Annotated in this window: 16 protein-coding genes; 7 read left to right on the forward strand and 9 right to left on the reverse strand. The window is 67.6% G+C overall.

The features are described 5' to 3' along the window. Nucleotides 1-59: 59 nt before the first annotated feature. Nucleotides 60-362 carry a hypothetical protein gene (locus tag ACFWUP_RS29005; RefSeq protein ID WP_379239156.1) on the forward strand — a complete coding sequence of 101 codons (303 nt, stop codon included), beginning with the start codon at nucleotides 60-62 and terminating at the stop codon, nucleotides 360-362. Here the strand turns inward: ACFWUP_RS29005 and ACFWUP_RS29010 are convergent. Further along, the gene (locus ACFWUP_RS29010; RefSeq protein WP_379239157.1) at nucleotides 298-921 is read right to left on the reverse strand and encodes a TetR/AcrR family transcriptional regulator; all 624 of its coding nucleotides are present in this window, start codon (nucleotides 919-921) and stop codon (nucleotides 298-300) included. The genes ACFWUP_RS29005 and ACFWUP_RS29010 overlap by 65 nt on opposite strands. A gap of 53 nt (nucleotides 922-974) precedes the next feature. Here ACFWUP_RS29010 and ACFWUP_RS29015 point away from each other — a divergent pair, with 53 nt between their 5' ends. Beyond that, nucleotides 975-1,634 carry a class I SAM-dependent methyltransferase gene (locus ACFWUP_RS29015; protein WP_379239158.1) on the forward strand — a complete coding sequence of 220 codons (660 nt, stop codon included), beginning with the start codon at nucleotides 975-977 and terminating at the stop codon, nucleotides 1,632-1,634. Between the two features lie 70 nt (nucleotides 1,635-1,704). Then, on the forward strand, nucleotides 1,705-2,346 hold the full coding sequence (locus ACFWUP_RS29020; RefSeq protein WP_379239159.1) for an HD domain-containing protein: 642 nt from the start codon (nucleotides 1,705-1,707) through the stop codon (nucleotides 2,344-2,346). On the opposite strand, the gene ACFWUP_RS29025 is transcribed toward ACFWUP_RS29020, so the two are convergent. The 6 genes from ACFWUP_RS29025 to ACFWUP_RS29050 form a co-directional block, all read right to left on the reverse strand. After that, nucleotides 2,323-3,054 carry a copper homeostasis protein CutC gene (locus tag ACFWUP_RS29025; RefSeq protein WP_379239160.1) on the reverse strand — a complete coding sequence of 244 codons (732 nt, stop codon included), beginning with the start codon at nucleotides 3,052-3,054 and terminating at the stop codon, nucleotides 2,323-2,325. The two genes, ACFWUP_RS29020 and ACFWUP_RS29025, sit on opposite strands and share 24 nt — an antisense overlap. Nucleotide 3,055: 1 nt before the next feature. Beyond that, a complete protein-coding gene (nagB, locus tag ACFWUP_RS29030; protein WP_379239161.1) occupies nucleotides 3,056-3,835 on the reverse strand; it encodes a glucosamine-6-phosphate deaminase in 780 nt (259 codons plus the stop codon). Further along, entirely contained in the window at nucleotides 3,835-5,004 is a 1,170-nt protein-coding gene (locus ACFWUP_RS29035) for an N-acetylglucosamine-6-phosphate deacetylase (protein WP_379239162.1), read from the reverse strand. Before ACFWUP_RS29035 ends, nagB begins: the two co-directional genes overlap by 1 nt. A 97-nt stretch (nucleotides 5,005-5,101) precedes the next feature. Beyond that, nucleotides 5,102-6,766 carry a phosphoenolpyruvate--protein phosphotransferase gene (ptsP, locus tag ACFWUP_RS29040; protein WP_379239163.1) on the reverse strand — a complete coding sequence of 555 codons (1,665 nt, stop codon included), beginning with the start codon at nucleotides 6,764-6,766 and terminating at the stop codon, nucleotides 5,102-5,104. Further along, a complete protein-coding gene (locus ACFWUP_RS29045; RefSeq protein WP_379239164.1) occupies nucleotides 6,766-7,029 on the reverse strand; it encodes an HPr family phosphocarrier protein in 264 nt (87 codons plus the stop codon). Before ACFWUP_RS29045 ends, ptsP begins: the two co-directional genes overlap by 1 nt. Before the next feature lie 4 nt (nucleotides 7,030-7,033). Continuing rightward, nucleotides 7,034-8,392 carry a PTS transporter subunit EIIC gene (locus ACFWUP_RS29050; RefSeq protein ID WP_379239165.1) on the reverse strand — a complete coding sequence of 453 codons (1,359 nt, stop codon included), beginning with the start codon at nucleotides 8,390-8,392 and terminating at the stop codon, nucleotides 7,034-7,036. 228 nt (nucleotides 8,393-8,620) lie between these two features. Here ACFWUP_RS29050 and ACFWUP_RS29055 point away from each other — a divergent pair, with 228 nt between their 5' ends. From ACFWUP_RS29055 to ACFWUP_RS29065, 3 genes are all read left to right on the forward strand, one after another. Then, complete coding sequence (locus ACFWUP_RS29055; protein WP_379239166.1) at nucleotides 8,621-8,851, forward strand: glucose PTS transporter subunit EIIB; 231 nt, start codon at nucleotides 8,621-8,623, stop codon at nucleotides 8,849-8,851. Then, nucleotides 8,848-9,303 (forward strand): PTS glucose transporter subunit IIA, encoded by a 456-nt coding sequence (locus ACFWUP_RS29060; RefSeq protein WP_379239167.1) that lies wholly within the window; start codon nucleotides 8,848-8,850, stop codon nucleotides 9,301-9,303. The genes ACFWUP_RS29055 and ACFWUP_RS29060 overlap by 4 nt, the downstream gene beginning before the upstream one ends. Nucleotides 9,304-9,401: 98 nt before the next feature. After that, the gene (locus ACFWUP_RS29065; protein WP_379239168.1) at nucleotides 9,402-10,460 is read left to right on the forward strand and encodes a class I SAM-dependent methyltransferase; all 1,059 of its coding nucleotides are present in this window, start codon (nucleotides 9,402-9,404) and stop codon (nucleotides 10,458-10,460) included. Here the strand turns inward: ACFWUP_RS29065 and ACFWUP_RS29070 are convergent. Continuing rightward, the gene (locus tag ACFWUP_RS29070) at nucleotides 10,442-13,735 is read right to left on the reverse strand and encodes a DEAD/DEAH box helicase (RefSeq protein WP_379239169.1); all 3,294 of its coding nucleotides are present in this window, start codon (nucleotides 13,733-13,735) and stop codon (nucleotides 10,442-10,444) included. The two genes, ACFWUP_RS29065 and ACFWUP_RS29070, sit on opposite strands and share 19 nt — an antisense overlap. A gap of 196 nt (nucleotides 13,736-13,931) precedes the next feature. On the opposite strand from ACFWUP_RS29070, the gene ACFWUP_RS29075 reads away from it, so the two are divergent. After that, nucleotides 13,932-14,594: a hypothetical protein gene (locus tag ACFWUP_RS29075; protein ID WP_379239170.1), complete on the forward strand. Its 663-nt coding sequence runs from the start codon at nucleotides 13,932-13,934 to the stop codon at nucleotides 14,592-14,594. Here the strand turns inward: ACFWUP_RS29075 and ACFWUP_RS29080 are convergent. After that, nucleotides 14,521-15,144, reverse strand: a complete 624-nt coding sequence (locus ACFWUP_RS29080) for a vancomycin high temperature exclusion protein (protein WP_379239171.1) — start codon at nucleotides 15,142-15,144, stop codon at nucleotides 14,521-14,523. The genes ACFWUP_RS29075 and ACFWUP_RS29080 overlap by 74 nt on opposite strands. Nucleotides 15,145-15,302: the final 158 nt, after the last annotated feature.

The raw sequence follows: 15,302 nt of genomic DNA on the forward strand, positions 1-15,302 counted from the left end.
TGGCGACCCGTGGCGCGTATCTTCGACGGCAGCAACTCCGACGACGAGACAGGATTGCGATGACGATCAGAGATCGCGTCGAACAGTTGGTGGCCGAGCCGCCGATGGTGTTCGGCGAGCCGTTCGACACCGCCGACGGCACGACCATCATCACCGTCTCGCGCGGCGGCGGTCTGCTGCGGCACCCGCGTCCGATCGGGTTGTTCGTCGTCCATGACGGGCGCGCGCACTGGACACCCGCGATGGACTCCAATCGGATCGCTCAGCTCGGCGAATGGATCGGTCTGCTCACCGGAGTCATTGCGACACTGGCGATTCTGCGCCGCCCACCGTGGCCGGACCTGCGCCGCCGGGAACACTGAGCCCGTACAGCGCGAGCGTTTCGAAGCGCTGCCACGCCTGCGCGGGCGGTGTCGGCGCGGCAGGCTCGATCACCGGGCCGAGCACACCGAGCAACCCCCACGACAGGAACTCGATCGTGCCCGGCGGCTGTTCGCCGAGGAGTTCACCGATCAGTTCGGCGACACACTGCTGGTAGGCGCGCACGACGGTCGCGGTCGCCTTCGGGCCGATCAGCGGGCGATAGACCCCGGGATACTGCGCGGCGAGATGGAACATCACGCGCAGCGGGGCGAGCGGGGAACCTGGGGTGGTCGTGCGGGTGATCTCGCGGCGCAGGAATTCGGTGCAGCTCACCAGGAGTAGGTCGTCTTTGTCGCGGTAGTGCGCGTAGAAGGTGGACCGGCCCACGTCGGCGCGACCGATGATGTCGCTGACGGTCACCTTGTCGTAGCCGCGCTCGATCATCAACTCGATCAACGCCTTGTGCAGGGCGTCTCTGGTGCGTCGAACCCGGCGATCGGGCTGCTCGGCCATCGCTTCCTCCCGCACGGTTTCCCGGATCTGTTCGATAACGGACACCTCCGGCGATTCTGCTCCTGGTGAGGTGTCCCGTGGCGCCCGACCATGAACTCATGCCCCGAAACCAGCTTCTCACCCCCATGTTCGTCAACGACTCCGACACCGGCCTCGTCATCGAAGGTCTGCGCCGCTACAACCTGTTCACCTCGGTGTTCTTCCTCGGCAGGCATCGTCGTCTGCTCGCCGAATTCGTCACCCTCTCCGGTGCGCGGCAGGGAGATAATGCGCTCGATATCGGTTGTGGTCCCGGCAAACTCGTCCGTGCGCTCGGTGCGGTGACCGGTGCCGCTGTCGGCGTCGACCCCTCGGCCACGGCCGTCGCCGCCAACAGCGCCCGCGATCGCGCCGCTCGCCACCGCTACGTCGTCGGGCCGGCGCAGGAACTGCCGCTGCCCGACGCCGAATTCGATGTGGTCACCTGCACTTTCGTCATGCACCACATTCCCGAGTCACGACGTGATGCCGCGATCGCCGAAATGTGGCGGGTGTTGCGGCCCGGCGGACGGCTTCTGCTCGCGGACGCGTCGCCGTCACCCAGGATGCGGGCGGTGCTGTCGCTGTTCCTCGGCCGCGGTGGTGATCCGTTCGCCGACGCCGACATCCGCCACTATGCGGATCGGGTCGAGGCCGTCGGATTCACCGAGCTCACCTATATCCAGAGCCGGGACCAGACCGGCATCCTCACCGCGGTAAAAACCATGGTCACCGACTGATTCTCCGAACCTGTCGGTGCCCTCGGCTAGGGTCGATCTCGACACGATCATTCGAGCACGGGGGTGCGGCATGGAGTTCGATCAGCGCGAAATCGAAGCACGGGAATTCGCCATCGCGGCACACGGCGATCAGCGCTACGGCGACCATCCGTACGTCACCCATCTCGCGGCCGTCCGCCGTGTCCTCGACGATTTCGGTTACGACGGGGAACTAGCGATGGCCGCATGGCTCCACGACGTCATCGAGGACACGGCGGTCACCGCGGCGGATGTCGAATCCCGTTTCGGCCGTCCGGTTCTCGACCTGGTGTGGGCGGTCACCGGCATCGGTCCCGACCGCAAGGCGCGAAACCAGAACGCCTACGACAAGATCGCCGCCCACCCGCGAGCCGTGATCCTCAAACTCGCCGACCGCACCGCCAATGCCGAGGCCAGCCCGCCCGCCAGCAGCTGGATGGGCATGTACCGCACCGAGCACCCCACCTTCAAAGCCCACCTCGGTGGACTGCTGGCCGACGACCCCACCGTTGCCCGCATGTGGGAACGCCTCGACAGTCGCCTCGACCCCTCGGTGGCGCCGCCCACCGATCAGTGGGCCGAGATCGACCGGTTGGTCGCGGCAGGCGAACACGAAAAGGCTGTTGCCGCAGTACAAGCGGCCTTCGACTGCAACCCCGGTGAAGCAGAGTTAATCCTGGCCGAGCGCGCCTGAACCGAACAGCGCGGCGGCAGCGGCAGCCGCGAGTTCCTCGTCGAGCTGCTCGTGACCTGATGTGCCGCCGCCACCCGGTCCGCCGTCGTCAGCGATGACGCGTCGGGCCGACAGGTGGATCGCGTCTACGCCGGCCCTCTGTAGTGCCGGAATATCACCGACGGTGATCCCGCCACCCGCCATGATCTGAATGCGCCCAGCAGCGTGCTCGACCATCGCGGCGAGCTCATCGACTCCCTCGGCGCAGGTTGCTGCCCCGCCGGAGGTGAGCACCCGGGTCATGCCCGCGGCGATCAACGTGTCGAGCGCGGCCTCGCGGTCGCGGATCTGATCTATCCCACGATGAAAGGTCAGCTCTATGTCATCAATACTGTCGAGAACACGGCGCAGTCCTTCGATATCGACCCGATGGTCAGCCGTGAGCGCACCGACTACAAGACCGGACGCTCCGGCCGAAACCGCCGCGCGCGCATCAGTATTCATCACCGCGAGCTCATCGGCATCGGCGTACACGAAACCGCCCGCCCGGCACCGGATCAGCACGTGCACGGGAATCCCCGTTGCGACTACAGCCTCGATCGTCCCGATGCTCGGCGTCAGCCCACCCGTACTGCCCAGTGCCGCACACAGTTCCACCCGATCCGCCCCGACGCTACGAGCGCCGAGCGCGCCCGCCACATCCTGCACCGCGAACTCGAGGGCGGTCACGTCAGAACGACTGCCAGGCGGGCTTGTTCGCCAGCGCGTACTTGTAGTAATCCGCCAACTTCAGCTTGCTCGCCGCGGCCTCGTCGATCACCACCGTGACATGGGGATGCCACTGCATGACCGAGGCCGGGCAGAACGCCGACAACGGCCCTTCGGCGGCGGCGGCGATCGCGTCGGCCTTGCCCGCGCCGAGCGCGATCATCACCAGGTGCCCGGCCTCGTTGATGGTGCCGAGACCCTGGGTGAGCACGTGATGCGGCACATCCTGCGGCCCGTCGAAAAAGCGCGCGTTGTCCTCGCGCGTCTGCTCGGTGAGCGTCTTCACCCGCGTGCGCGAGGTGAGCGCCGACCCGGGCTCGTTGAACCCGATGTGCCCGTCGGTGCCGATCCCCAGCAATTGCACATCGACCCCGCCCGCCGCGGCGATGGCCGCGTCGTAGCGCCTGCCCTCACCCGCGATGTCACCGGCTTCGCCGTTCGGGCTCAGCACCCGCGCGGGGTCCAGGTTCACATGGTCGACGAACTCCGATCGGATCACCGAAAAGTACGACTGCGGATGGTCTTTCGGCAAACCCACGTACTCGTCGAGCAGAAAGGCGCTCGCCGTGGAGAAGTCCAGCTCGCCCTCGCGGTACCGGCGGGCCAGCTCCTGGTAGCTCCCCAGCGGCGACGACCCGGTGGCCAATCCGAGGATCGCGTTGCCGCCCTGCACATAGCCGCCGACGATATCGGCGACCGTGCTCGCCACCTCGTTTTCGTCCGCCCGGATCACGATTTCCATCAGCTTCCTTCCGTTCCGGCGACGAACACGCGTCGCGGCTGCAATGACTGGTCGGTGACAAGAATGTCGGCGCGTGCGCCGACGGTGAGACTGCCGCGTTCGCCCGCGAGGCCGAGTACCCGAGCGGGGGTGCGTGTCGCGGAGATGACCGCGTCGGTCAGGGGCACGCCGGCGGTCAGCACGGTCCAGCGCAGCACGTCGACGAGTCGAGCTGTGCCGCCCGCGATCGCTCCGGGGGAACCGTCGTCGGTCACGAGCCGGGCGACACCGTCGTGAACCCGAACGTCGAGTGCACCGAGACGGTAGTCGCCGTCGTCCATGCCCGCCGCCGCCATCGCGTCGGATACCAGCGCGATCTGATCCGGTCCGACGGTGTCGAACACCATCGCCACGGTCTCCGGTGCCAAATGCACTCCGTCAGCGATCAATTCGACGACCATCTCGCCGCGCCCAGCCGCTGCGAGGCAGGCGGCGACGGGGCCGGGGGCGCGGTGATGCAGCGCGGGCATCCCGTTGAAAAGGTGCGTGGCGGTGATCGGTCTGCCGTTCGCCTCGGCGATGCGCGCCGCGGTGGTCGCGGCGTCGGCATCGGTGTGCCCGAGACTCGGCAGCACGTCATGACGTCGCATCGCGGCGAGCAATTCATCGAAATGCGCCGTCTCGGGAGCCAATGTCATCGACCGCACGGTGCCACGCGCCGCCGCGTAGATCCGTTCGAACAGCACGGGGTCGCCGGGGATGATCGCCGCCGGATCCTGTGCGCCACACCGGCTCGCATTGATGAACGGACCCTCGAGATGCACCCCGAGCAACGCCCCGTCCTCGACGAGATCGGCCAGCACCGCCGCCTGCGCGACCAGCACGTCGGGCTGATCCGACACCAAACTGCCCATCAACCCGGTGGTGCCGTGCGCCCGATGATGCGCGGCCGCGACCCGAGCGCCTTCGGCATGGGCATTGGGAAACCCGAACCCGGCCCCACCGTGGCAGTGCAGATCGATCAAACCGGGAAGCACCAGATCATCGCTCGGTGCCGGAAGGTGTTCGGGCGCGGGATGATCCGCGGCCGCACCGACCCACGTGATCAGCCCCTCGTCGAATTCGACCACACCGTCGGCGATGTCGCCCTCGGACGTCCCGAGCAGCCGACCGCGCACGAACCCCGTCACCACGAACCCTTCCACCTACCGGCAGCGGTCGAGGACCGCCTCCGAACACCACACCGCGATCCGACCGACGGCCGGACCGCTTCCCCGACAACCCGTTTCACGCCCGCCCGATGATCGCCGCGACCGCCTCACGTCCCACCTGCGGATTGCGAGCGGCACACGCAGCATCCGCCGCATCCTGGCACCGCTGCATATCCACCGCGGCCAACGCCGCCCGCACCGCGGGCAACGCGGGCAACGACATCGACAAACTCGTCACGCCGAGCCCCACCAGCACCGGCGCCAACGTCGGATCCGAGGCCGCTTCACCGCACACCCCGACCGACTTGCCCGCCGCCGCACCGGCCGCACCGACCATCGCGATCAAATCCAGTACCGCCGGCTGCCACGGATCGAGCAGCTGTGCCAGCCCACCCGCCATCCGGTCCACCGCACACGTGTACTGGCTCAGGTCGTTGGTCCCGATACTGACGAAGTCGAGATGCGCGAGCAGATCGGCAGCGCGCAAGGCGGCCGCCGGGATCTCGATCATCGCCCCGACCTTCGTCAGCCCGGATTCCCGTGCCAGCGCGGCGAATCCGGCTGCCTCATCGGCGGTGGCCACCATCGGCGCCATCACCCACAGGTCGGCCCCGGTCGCTTCGCCTGCACGGGCCAGCGCCGTGAGCTGTGTCGACAGCGTCTCCGGGAACACCGTGCCGATCCGCAGCCCGCGCACACCGAGCGCCGGATTCTCCTCGGTGCCGAGGTCGAGGAACGGCAGTGGCTTGTCCGACCCGGCATCGAGGGTCCGCACCACGACTCGTCGCCCGGCGAACTGTTCGAGAACTGCTGTGTACGAGGCAGTCTGCTCATCCAGGGACGGTTCGGCCGCCTTCCCGAGATACATGAACTCGGTGCGGAACAGGCCTACGCCTTCGCTGTCGACCGGCCCCGCCTTCACCGCGTCATCGACGGTGCCGATGTTCACCAACAACTGCACCGGCGACCCATCGGCGGTCCGACCAGGCCCACTGGCTGCCGCGATGCGAGCCTTGTCGGCGGCTGCCTGCTCGAGAGCGGCCTTCTGCTGTTCCGCACTCGGATCGATCACCACCGCACCGGTCGTGCCGTCGAGCAGCACCGGCGCACCGTCGACGAGTTGGTCGGTATCGGGGCAGTTCACCACCGCGGGCAGCGCAAGGGATTTCGCGAGAATCGCGGTGTGGCTGGTCGGCCCACCCTCGGTGGTGAGCAACCCGACCACATCACTGTCACCGAGCATCGCCGTATCGGCAGGCGCGAGATCCCGCGCGACCAGCACGAACGAATACCCCGGCTCCGGAATACCCGGCATCGGCGACCCGAGCAGCACCGCCACGGTCCGCCCGCCGATATCGCGCAGATCCGTCGCCCGCTCGGCCATGTACCCGCCGAGCGCTTCCAGCTTCGCGCAGAACCCCTCGAACGCCAGGTGCACCGCGTGCGCCGTCGGCATCCCGGCGGCGAGTTCCTTCTCGGTGGCGGCGACGATGCCCGGATCACGGGCCATCGTCGCCGACATCGAAAGAATCTCCGCCGCAACACCACTCACGCGCGCGGCCCTTGCCTGCATCTCGTCGGACACGCCTGCGAGCGCTACTTTGACCCGAGCCAATTCCTCGGCGACCGAGCCGCCGACCGGATCCTGCGCCGAGGTCTCGAGCTGCGAGCCGAACCGCAACCACGGTGCGCACACCACTCCCGGACTCACCCCGAGACCCCGGATCACCTGTTCGGGCATCAGGCGGCGTCCAAGTCCGAGGCGATCATCGCGGCGAGCTGGTCCAGCACCGCGTCGGCATCCTCGGCGTGCAAGGTGACCTCCGCCCCGTGGGCGGCGCCCAGTGTCATGACCGCGAGCACGCTGGCCGCGTCGACCGGTTCGCCACCTCCCAGTGAAATCCGCACCGGCACCCCGGCGGCCTGCACGGCCTGGGTGAGTTTCGCGGCGGGCCGCGCGTGCAGCCCCACCTCGGATCCGACGATGACGGTGCGGGTGCTCATTGCCTCACTCACCTTCCGGCTTCTTGTCCAGCTTCTTGTGCAGTTCGGTTTCGACTTCGGCGACCGATGGTGCGTCGGTTCGAGTATCGCCCGTGGCGGTCGCGGCAGTCTCCGCTTCGACCAGGGCCGTGTCGGGCGCGCCGACCTCCACATCGGTTTCCGCCTCGCGACCGGGGGTGCGCAGGTTCCACTTCTTGATCACGAAGCTGAACAGCACGTAGTAGATCACCGCGTAGCCGAGCCCGATCGGGATCAACATCCAGGCATTGGTGGCCTTACCGAAGTTCAGCAGGTAGTCGATCGCACCGGCGGAGAACGTGAACCCGTCGTGGATACCGAGCGCGTTCACCAGCGCCAAGGACGTGCCCGTCAACAGCGCGTGCACCACATACAGCGGCCACGCCACGAACATGAAGGAGAACTCCAGCGGCTCGGTGATGCCGGTGACGAACGCGGTGAGCCCGGTGGACAGCATGATGCCGCCGACCAGCTTCTTCTGCGACGGACGCGCATTGCGCCAGATGGCGAGCGCGGCAGCGGGCAGCGCGAACATCATGATCGGGAAGAAGCCCGTCATGAACGTGCCGGCGGTCGGGTCGCCGGCGAAGAAGCGGTTGAGGTCACCGCGCACGAGCTCACCGGAGGCATCGGTGTAGTCGCCGACGAGGAACCAGACCGTCGAGTTCAGGATGTGGTGCAGACCGGTCGGGATGAGCAGGCGGTTGGCCGCGCCGTAGATACCGCCACCGACGACCGAGTTGTCCGCGACGCCCTCACCCACCCAGGTGAGCGCCGAGTTGAACGCCGGGTACGCGAACGACATGGCGACGCCGACGCTCAGACCGGTGAACGCGGTCAGGATCGGCACCAGCCGCCTGCCGTTGAAGAAGCCGAGGTAGTCGGGCAATTTCGTGCGGTAGTACCGCTGCCACAGGATCGCCGACAGCAGACCCATCACGATGCCACCGAGGACGCCGTAGTTGATCAGCGCCTGCTCGCCCTTGGGATCGGTTTTGCCTTCCAGCACGATCGGCGACATCGCCTCGAACACGCCGTTGATCACCATGTAGCCGACCACCGCGGCCAGTGCCGTCGATCCGTCGGCCTTCTTGGCCCAGCCGATCGCGATACCGACCGCGAAGATCAGCGGCAGCCAGGTGAATACGGCCTGTCCGGCCGCCGAGATGACCGAGGCGGTGCTCTCCATCGCGGAGAAGCGGCCGAGGAGATCGTCCTGGCCGAGCCGCAGCAGGATGCCCGCCGCGGGGAGCACCGCGATCGGCAGCATGAGGCTGCGACCGAGGCGCTGCAAACCCGCGAACACCTTCGATTCTTGTTTGGGGGTGTCGGTAACGGCAGTCATGTCGACCTTCTTCGTGCCGGCTTCCCGGCGGTCTCGGCGAGGGAGGACCGGCTGGCCGGCCGATCCGGGTTAACTGTTGTGAACCGGTGTCCCGCACGGGTACTGTCCGGTCATAACCAGTTGTCAGTTTGACCAGGTGGACCCCGGATGTCAACCGCTGAATATGATGTGGCGCACATTCGAGGCTCCCATACTGGTACTGGCAACCACCGCGGAAAGGGAGAACATATGTCCAAAGCGGAAGCGATCGTCCAGGGCTTGGGCGGCGCGGACAACATCGTCGAGATCGAGGCCTGCATCACCCGGCTGCGCACCGAGGTGAAGGACAGCGGCAAGGTCGACGAGGCCGCACTCAAGGCCGCGGGCGCGCACGGTGTCCTCAAGTCGGGCTCGGTCGTGCAGGTCGTGGTCGGTCCAGAGGCCGACACCCTCGCCGACGACATCGAGGACATTCTGTGAGTGTCCCGGTCATCTCACCCCTGCCCGGCAAGGTCGTGGCCCTGGCCGAGGTCCCCGATCAGGTCTTCGCCGAACAGATCGTCGGCTCCGGTGTGGCCCTCGACCCCGACCGCACCCGCGGCACCCTCATGGTGACGGCCCCCATCTCCGGCAAGATCGTCAAACTCCACCCCCACGCCTTCGTCATCCTCGGCCACGGCGTCGGCGTCCTTGTCCACCTCGGCATCGACACGGTGAAGCTGAAGGGTGAAGGCTTCGAACTCCTCGCCGCCGAAGGCGACACGGTGGAAGCCGGTGCCCCCATCGTCACCTTCGACCCGACGAAAATCGCCGCCGACGGCTACTCGGTCATCTGCCCCGTCGTGGTCATGGACTCCGGAAAGGATGCCGTCTACACCGACACCATCGGCACCACCGTCGACACCGGCGGCCTGCTGTTCGACTCGCCGTAGCTGCCCCGACCTGCCGCTGAACCTTTCGGCGCGCCGACCCGTAGTTCGTATCAGCGGGTCGGCGTCGATCCGTGTCGCATCAACGAGGAGGTTGACCGGTGAATGCAGTGGAGCAGACCAGTGGGGAGTTCGCTGAGCGGTTGTTCGGGGCTGCGCTCGGGACGATCGACATTCTCGCGGTGCATCTCGGAGATCGGCTCGGCTGGTATCGGGCATTGGTCGACGGTGGACCCGCTGACGCGGGGGAGCTGACGGCGCGCGCGGGTGGGGATCGCCGGTATGCGCACGAGTGGCTCGAGCAGCAGGCGGCGACCGGGATTCTGACGGTGACCGAGGACGGCCGATTCGCGCTGCCCGCCGGCGCGGCGGAGGTTCTCACCGATCCGAACAGCCTCGATTACCTTGCGCCCCTTGCGCGAATGCTCGCGGGAGCCGCGGTGCAGATGCCCGCGCTCGTGCGGGCTTACCGCGACGGCGGCGGGGTCGGCTGGTCCGAATACGGCACCGACGTGCGCGAATCACAGTCCGATATGAACCGCCCCTGGTTCGAACAACGCCTCGCCGCCGACCTGGCCGGCGTCGCCGATGTCCACGCCCTGCTCTCGCGCCCCGATGCCCGGGTCGCCGACATCGGATCCGGCGGCGGCTGGTCCGCGATCGCCCTGGCCCGCGCCTACCCGCACCTGACGGTGGACGGGTACGACATCGACCAACCGTCGGTCGAGATGGCCACGCGCAATGCCGCTGACCTCGGCGACCGCGTCCGCTTCCACCACGCCGACGCCGCCGCCGACCTCCCCGATTCCACCTACGACGCGCTGTTCGCCTTCGAATGCCTGCACGACATGCCGCACCCGGTCGAGGTACTGACCGCGATGCGCAAAGCCCTGCGTCCAGGCGGCGCGGTGATCATCATGGACGAAGCCGTCGACCCGGAATTCGCCGCACCCGCCAGCGACATCGATCGCCTGATGTACGGATTCAGCCTGCTGATCTGCCTTCCCGACGGCATGGCCCACACCGACTCCGCCGGAACCGGCACCGTCATGCGCACCACGACCTTGGCGACTTACGCCGATAAAGCAGGCTTCACCGCCGTGGACGTCCTCCCGATCGAAGACTTCGGTTTCTGGCGGTTCTACCGACTCATCGCCTGATCGGCCAGCTCGTCTGTCTGCACCGTCCAGCGTTGGGCCAGGTCGGCGAAATACCGCTGGCTGCTCCACAATCGGTAGTTGCCGATCACGTAGACCCGCCGTCGCGCCCGCGACACCGCCGCATTGAGCACGTTCGGATTCGTCGCCGCCCACCGTCGCGACCCACCGGCGGCGGGCGAGGTCCCCAGGATCAACACGACCACCTCGGCCGAATTGCCGTGCATCGCATGGACAGTCCCCACCTGTCGCTCCGCGAACTCCGCACCGAGCACGTCCCGCGCGACCTCGCGCGCCCCATCGGCGACATCCCGGAACGGGCTGACCACACGGATATCGCTCGGCGGCACCCCGTCTTCGGCCAACTGCGCGAGCAACGAGGCAAGCGCTTCACCCTCACCGGGAATCCAATTTCCTTCGGCCCGTGCGGATCTCACGTCGATCCAGCGATCCTGTCCGGGAAACTCCGGCCGATCCGGCGTGCCGAACACGAGCAGGTCGTCGTCGTAGGCGATGTGGTGGGTGAGCTCGAAAATTGCCCGGTCGCTGCGCCGATGCACACGCAACGGCGCGCCGACCCACACCGGCGCCACCGAATCCGACGGCGTCAACCAGGTCCCGTACCGAACTCCTCGATCGGCCGCCTGACGCGCCGAGGCCTGATCCGGCATCCACTCCGCATCGAGCCCGTACTGTCGCACCAACGCTTCCTGCGTCGAAGTAGGCAGCGCCCCAACGGGTCCCAGCTGACGATGATCGCCGACGATCACCGCCCGCCGAGCCCGCCACAACCCACCGGCCACCGACTGCGGCGCAGCCTGACCGGCATCGTCGACGAACAACCACCCGAGCGCCTCGGACCCCAACCCGGCGAACAGGCGCGGCAGCGCGGTGAAAGTCGTGGTGATCATCGGCACCGCGAAGAACAGCGTCTGCCACGCCGCCGCAATGGTTTCCGGCTTCGGCGCCACGGCGAGCTCACCGCGGATCAACGCGATGGCGACGATCAGATTGTCGCGAACGCGAGGCGCCGCATTGAGCAGGAACGCACGATGCACCTTCAACGCCGACAGGAACAGCTCACGCCGCGCGTCCGCGTACTGCTCGTCCGCCCACGGATTGCACAGCTGGAACTGCTCCTCGTCAGCCGCGACATCACCGAACGGGATTGTGCGCGACCAGTTCTCGCGCCCGCGTTCGATCACCTCGAGTGCCGCGACCCGCCGCTCGGTCAACTCGACATGCTCGCGAATCAGCGTGCGCCCGTGTTCGGCCGCCGTCGCCCACTGCTCGCGCGTGTACTCGACCTCGGTCTGTCGCCGCCGCATCTCCGCCTCGGCGATATGTCGTTCCCGCAGCAGCTCATTGCTGCGCGCACTCCACCGCCGCCCCGCCCGGAATCCCGTCGACAGCGAAGCCACGAACCCCGGCTTCTGCCCACCGTGCTCGGTGAGAAACTTGCCCGCTCGATGATGGGCGGCCTGCGCGGCCCGCAGATGTTCGGTCGCCAACTGGTGACGTTCGCGCCAATGCGCGTGTGCGTCATCGGCATTGGCGATCTCGGCCGACATAGTCTGCAAACCCGCGTTCATCGCGGGCAGTTCAGCGACCGCGTCGGCCACGTCCTGGCGCTCCTGCGCGAGCCTGCGCACCTCGGCGCGACGAGTCGTGAAGTCCCGCACCGCAGTCGACCAATCCGGAATCGAATCCGGGTCGGCCTCAGCCTGTTTGAGAATGTCGAGCATGCCGCCGTTCGGCGTCCCGGTCTTCCGCTCGGCCGCGAACCGATCCCCGAACCAGAACTTTTCGGCGAAGGTCCGCCGCGCCCCGCCCAGCGCCGCGGCCACCAACCCCCACGACGGTTCATCGCCGACGAGCTCGGCCAGGTCGGTGAAGTGGTTGAGCTCGCCGTCGATCGCGCCACGCTGCTGGATCTCGGTCACCACATCGGCGGCGGTCGCATCGCTGCCGGTCGCCAGCACCACCTCGAACCCGGTCACGCAGTTCGCCAGCCGATGCGCGCCCACCGTGTAGTTCTTCGCCACCTGCACCTGCTCGGTGATCCCGGCGAACACCGCCATCGGATCGTCGAAAGCCGCCAGCTGCCCGGCCCGTTCGACCAGAATCCCGGCCAGCAGGTCACGCAGCATCGTCGTCGTTCCGGTACCCGGCGCACCGTGCACCGCGAAAATCCCGGCCTCGCCCCGCAATTCGGACAGTGCGCGATCGACCGCGAACTGCTGTCCCGACACCAGCGGGTCGCCCGGCCAGCGACCGTCCGGAATGTGTTGGGGGAGTAGCCCTTCGACCACCGCGTCCTGACGTTGGCGCACATCGATCCGCTTGTCGAGGGGCAATGCCTGCGCCGCGGCGAGGTAATCACGCAGCGCCGCACCGATATCGCCGCGCTCCACCGCCTTCGCGAGTGCGGTGAGATCGTCGCCCAACCCGCTGTTCAATCGGTCCTCGACGGCATCGTTGTCCGCATCACGCGCCGCGACCTGCACGCACTGCACTCGCACTCCGCCGGCGCGCAATTCCGACCGAATACCCAGCGCGGCACACAGTTCGCCGGTGAATGTCTGCAGATCACGCCCGGTCAACCGGGGCGCCTCGACCATTTCCTCGACACCCGGCGCGCCCGCGAACCGCTCGGCGAACGCCAGCGCCGACATCCCAGCGAGCCCGGGCGAGATAACTCCATCCGCCCCGGCCGCGAGCACCGAAGCTGCCACGCCCCGACCCGCGACATCGAGCGCCCGCCATCGAGGCGCCGGATCCAGCTGCTCGGCATCGGGCTGCGCGTCGCGCGACAGCGTGTCGAGCGCGGCGGTGAACGCCGCCGAATCATGCTCGAACCCGTCGGCCCAGCCCGCATCGTTCGGCCCCGGCGCGCGCAGCCGATTGATGGCCCAGGCCAAACCCGACAACGTTGCCGAACCCTCGACAACCACCCCGTTGTCGGTCAGCGTCACCGTGAAAGCCGCTGTGGTTCCGGCCCGTCGAGCGTCGGCTTCGAGTTGGTCCTCGCCGAAAGTCCGCACCAGCGCTTCCCGCGCGCGCCCCACTTCGAACAGCCCGCCGTACACGATGAACTGCCACACCCGCCCGGTTTTCAACGCGGGTAGCGCGGCCGGGTTCTCCCACGGCGCGAGTTCATCCACCGCGAGATCGACTACCAGCCCGTCGGTCTCGACGTCGGGCACGAGCTGCGGACCGAACAATTCCACGGTCTGCCAGAAACGCACGAGCCGCGCGGCGTGCTCGGAACCGCCCACGATGCACCCCAATCCGGTCGGCGATCATTGCAGACAACCCCGCTCACGGTACGCGATCAGGATTGCGCTAGCACGCTACCCCGCTGGTCCCGCCCGCCGTGGCGAGACCATCGGCCCTGGTCCTATCGCCGCGGCGAGCACCCCGCCACCGGAAAACCCTTTGACCCTGCCACCGTCCGTCGCGCACGCTGGCAGCATGGACGACTTAGCCCGCGCCGCAGACCTGTTCGTGCTCCGTGAGATTAACGAGGAGGGCCTGTCGATGGTCGCCGCCGAGGCACTCGCGCGGGGGCTCGACAGCCCCGCACTGCTCGAGCTCGCGTGCCTGCACCGAACCGACTGCGGCGCGGCGCCCGAACTGTTCCGCACGGCGATGGCCGAACTGGATGTGGTGCACGACTGGACGGCGTGGGAGGTCGATGTCCGGGTCGGCCGGGCGCGCGACCATGCGACAGCTCTGCTGGCCGACAAGGGCGCGCTGGCCCGTCATCTGGGCTCGATCACGGCGCAACTCATGGAAGTGGGCGGATACCCGGACCCGCTCGCACCGGAACTGGAAGACCTTGCCCGCGAGTTCGAGGCATTGTCCGAGTACTTGGACTTCGCTGATCCGCCGACGATCCGCGAACAGATTCGACAAGCGTGTCGAACCCTGCTCGCAGGCCCGCCCTACGCGCCGGTGGCCCCTCACCGAGTCACGGCGCCGCCCGAGCAACAGCAGATACGGCCCGCGTGCCCCGAGCGGTGGCGTCGGTTCGTGGCCGCGCTGCGGTCCAGGCCCGCCCTCAGCGCAGAATCATCTCCGCGACGGCCTTCGGTGCTGCCAGCCATTCACGAACGTTGTTGCGTACCTCGGTGACGCGCCTGCAGTCGCAATAGGCGACCACGCCGTCGGCCTCGATATCGGCGGCCCGGCACAGCGCCACCGCACGCGGCAGGTGCTGATACTGGCTGACGATGATCGCCCGATCGATCCCGAACATCGACCTCGCTCGCTCGCAGGTCTCCCGGGTGGAAAGCCCGGCACCATCCGACCGAACAATGGCGGGGTCGATGCCATGGTCGAGGAGATAGCGCGTCATCGACGCGATCTCATCGCCCGACGAGCCGCCGGCATCCCCGGACAGCAGAATCTGTCCGGCCTTGCCCGCCTCGACCAACTCGATAGCGACATCGAGGCGTCCACGTAGATAGGCCATCGGAGTTCCGTCCGGCGCGACCCGAGCACCCGGCACGATCACGACAGGTGCGCTCGGCGCCGCCGACACATCACTCCTATGGCCCGACGACAAAGTCCACATCGCGATGTTCGCCCCCGCGGTCACCAATACGAGGCCACCCGCCAATACGAGTCCGGCCTTCGCGATGCGCCACCACCGCCCGCGCTTGCCACTATGTTCGTCCGCCATACGCCCTTTCCTACATGAACACTGTAAAAATATCGCCTGACTAGGGGATTTGACATTGCAAATGTCGGCACGTAACTTTATTCGAGTCAGAGCGACACGGACACCGACTCAGCCGCCCAGCGGTTCGAGACACGAGGTAGGACGTTGAGCGCCTGACT

Origin of the sequence: Nocardia sp. NPDC058658 (assembly GCF_042716665.1) — a bacterium.
Lineage (GTDB): Bacteria > Actinomycetota > Actinomycetes > Mycobacteriales > Mycobacteriaceae > Nocardia.

Coding starts and splice junctions, on each gene's coding strand:
- ACFWUP_RS29075 (WP_379239170.1), top strand. CDS start 13,932: ATGGACGACTTAGCCCGCGCCGCAGACCTGTTCGTGCTCCGTGAGATT.
- nagB (WP_379239161.1), bottom strand. CDS start 3,835: ATGGAAATCGTGATCCGGGCGGACGAAAACGAGGTGGCGAGCACGGTC.
- ACFWUP_RS29020 (WP_379239159.1), top strand. CDS start 1,705: ATGGAGTTCGATCAGCGCGAAATCGAAGCACGGGAATTCGCCATCGCG.
- ACFWUP_RS29005 (WP_379239156.1), top strand. CDS start 60: ATGACGATCAGAGATCGCGTCGAACAGTTGGTGGCCGAGCCGCCGATG.
- ptsP (WP_379239163.1), bottom strand. CDS start 6,766: ATGCCCGAACAGGTGATCCGGGGTCTCGGGGTGAGTCCGGGAGTGGTG.
- ACFWUP_RS29050 (WP_379239165.1), bottom strand. CDS start 8,392: ATGACTGCCGTTACCGACACCCCCAAACAAGAATCGAAGGTGTTCGCG.
- ACFWUP_RS29015 (WP_379239158.1), top strand. CDS start 975: ATGCCCCGAAACCAGCTTCTCACCCCCATGTTCGTCAACGACTCCGAC.
- ACFWUP_RS29080 (WP_379239171.1), bottom strand. CDS start 15,144: ATGGCGGACGAACATAGTGGCAAGCGCGGGCGGTGGTGGCGCATCGCG.
- ACFWUP_RS29045 (WP_379239164.1), bottom strand. CDS start 7,029: ATGAGCACCCGCACCGTCATCGTCGGATCCGAGGTGGGGCTGCACGCG.
- ACFWUP_RS29055 (WP_379239166.1), top strand. CDS start 8,621: ATGTCCAAAGCGGAAGCGATCGTCCAGGGCTTGGGCGGCGCGGACAAC.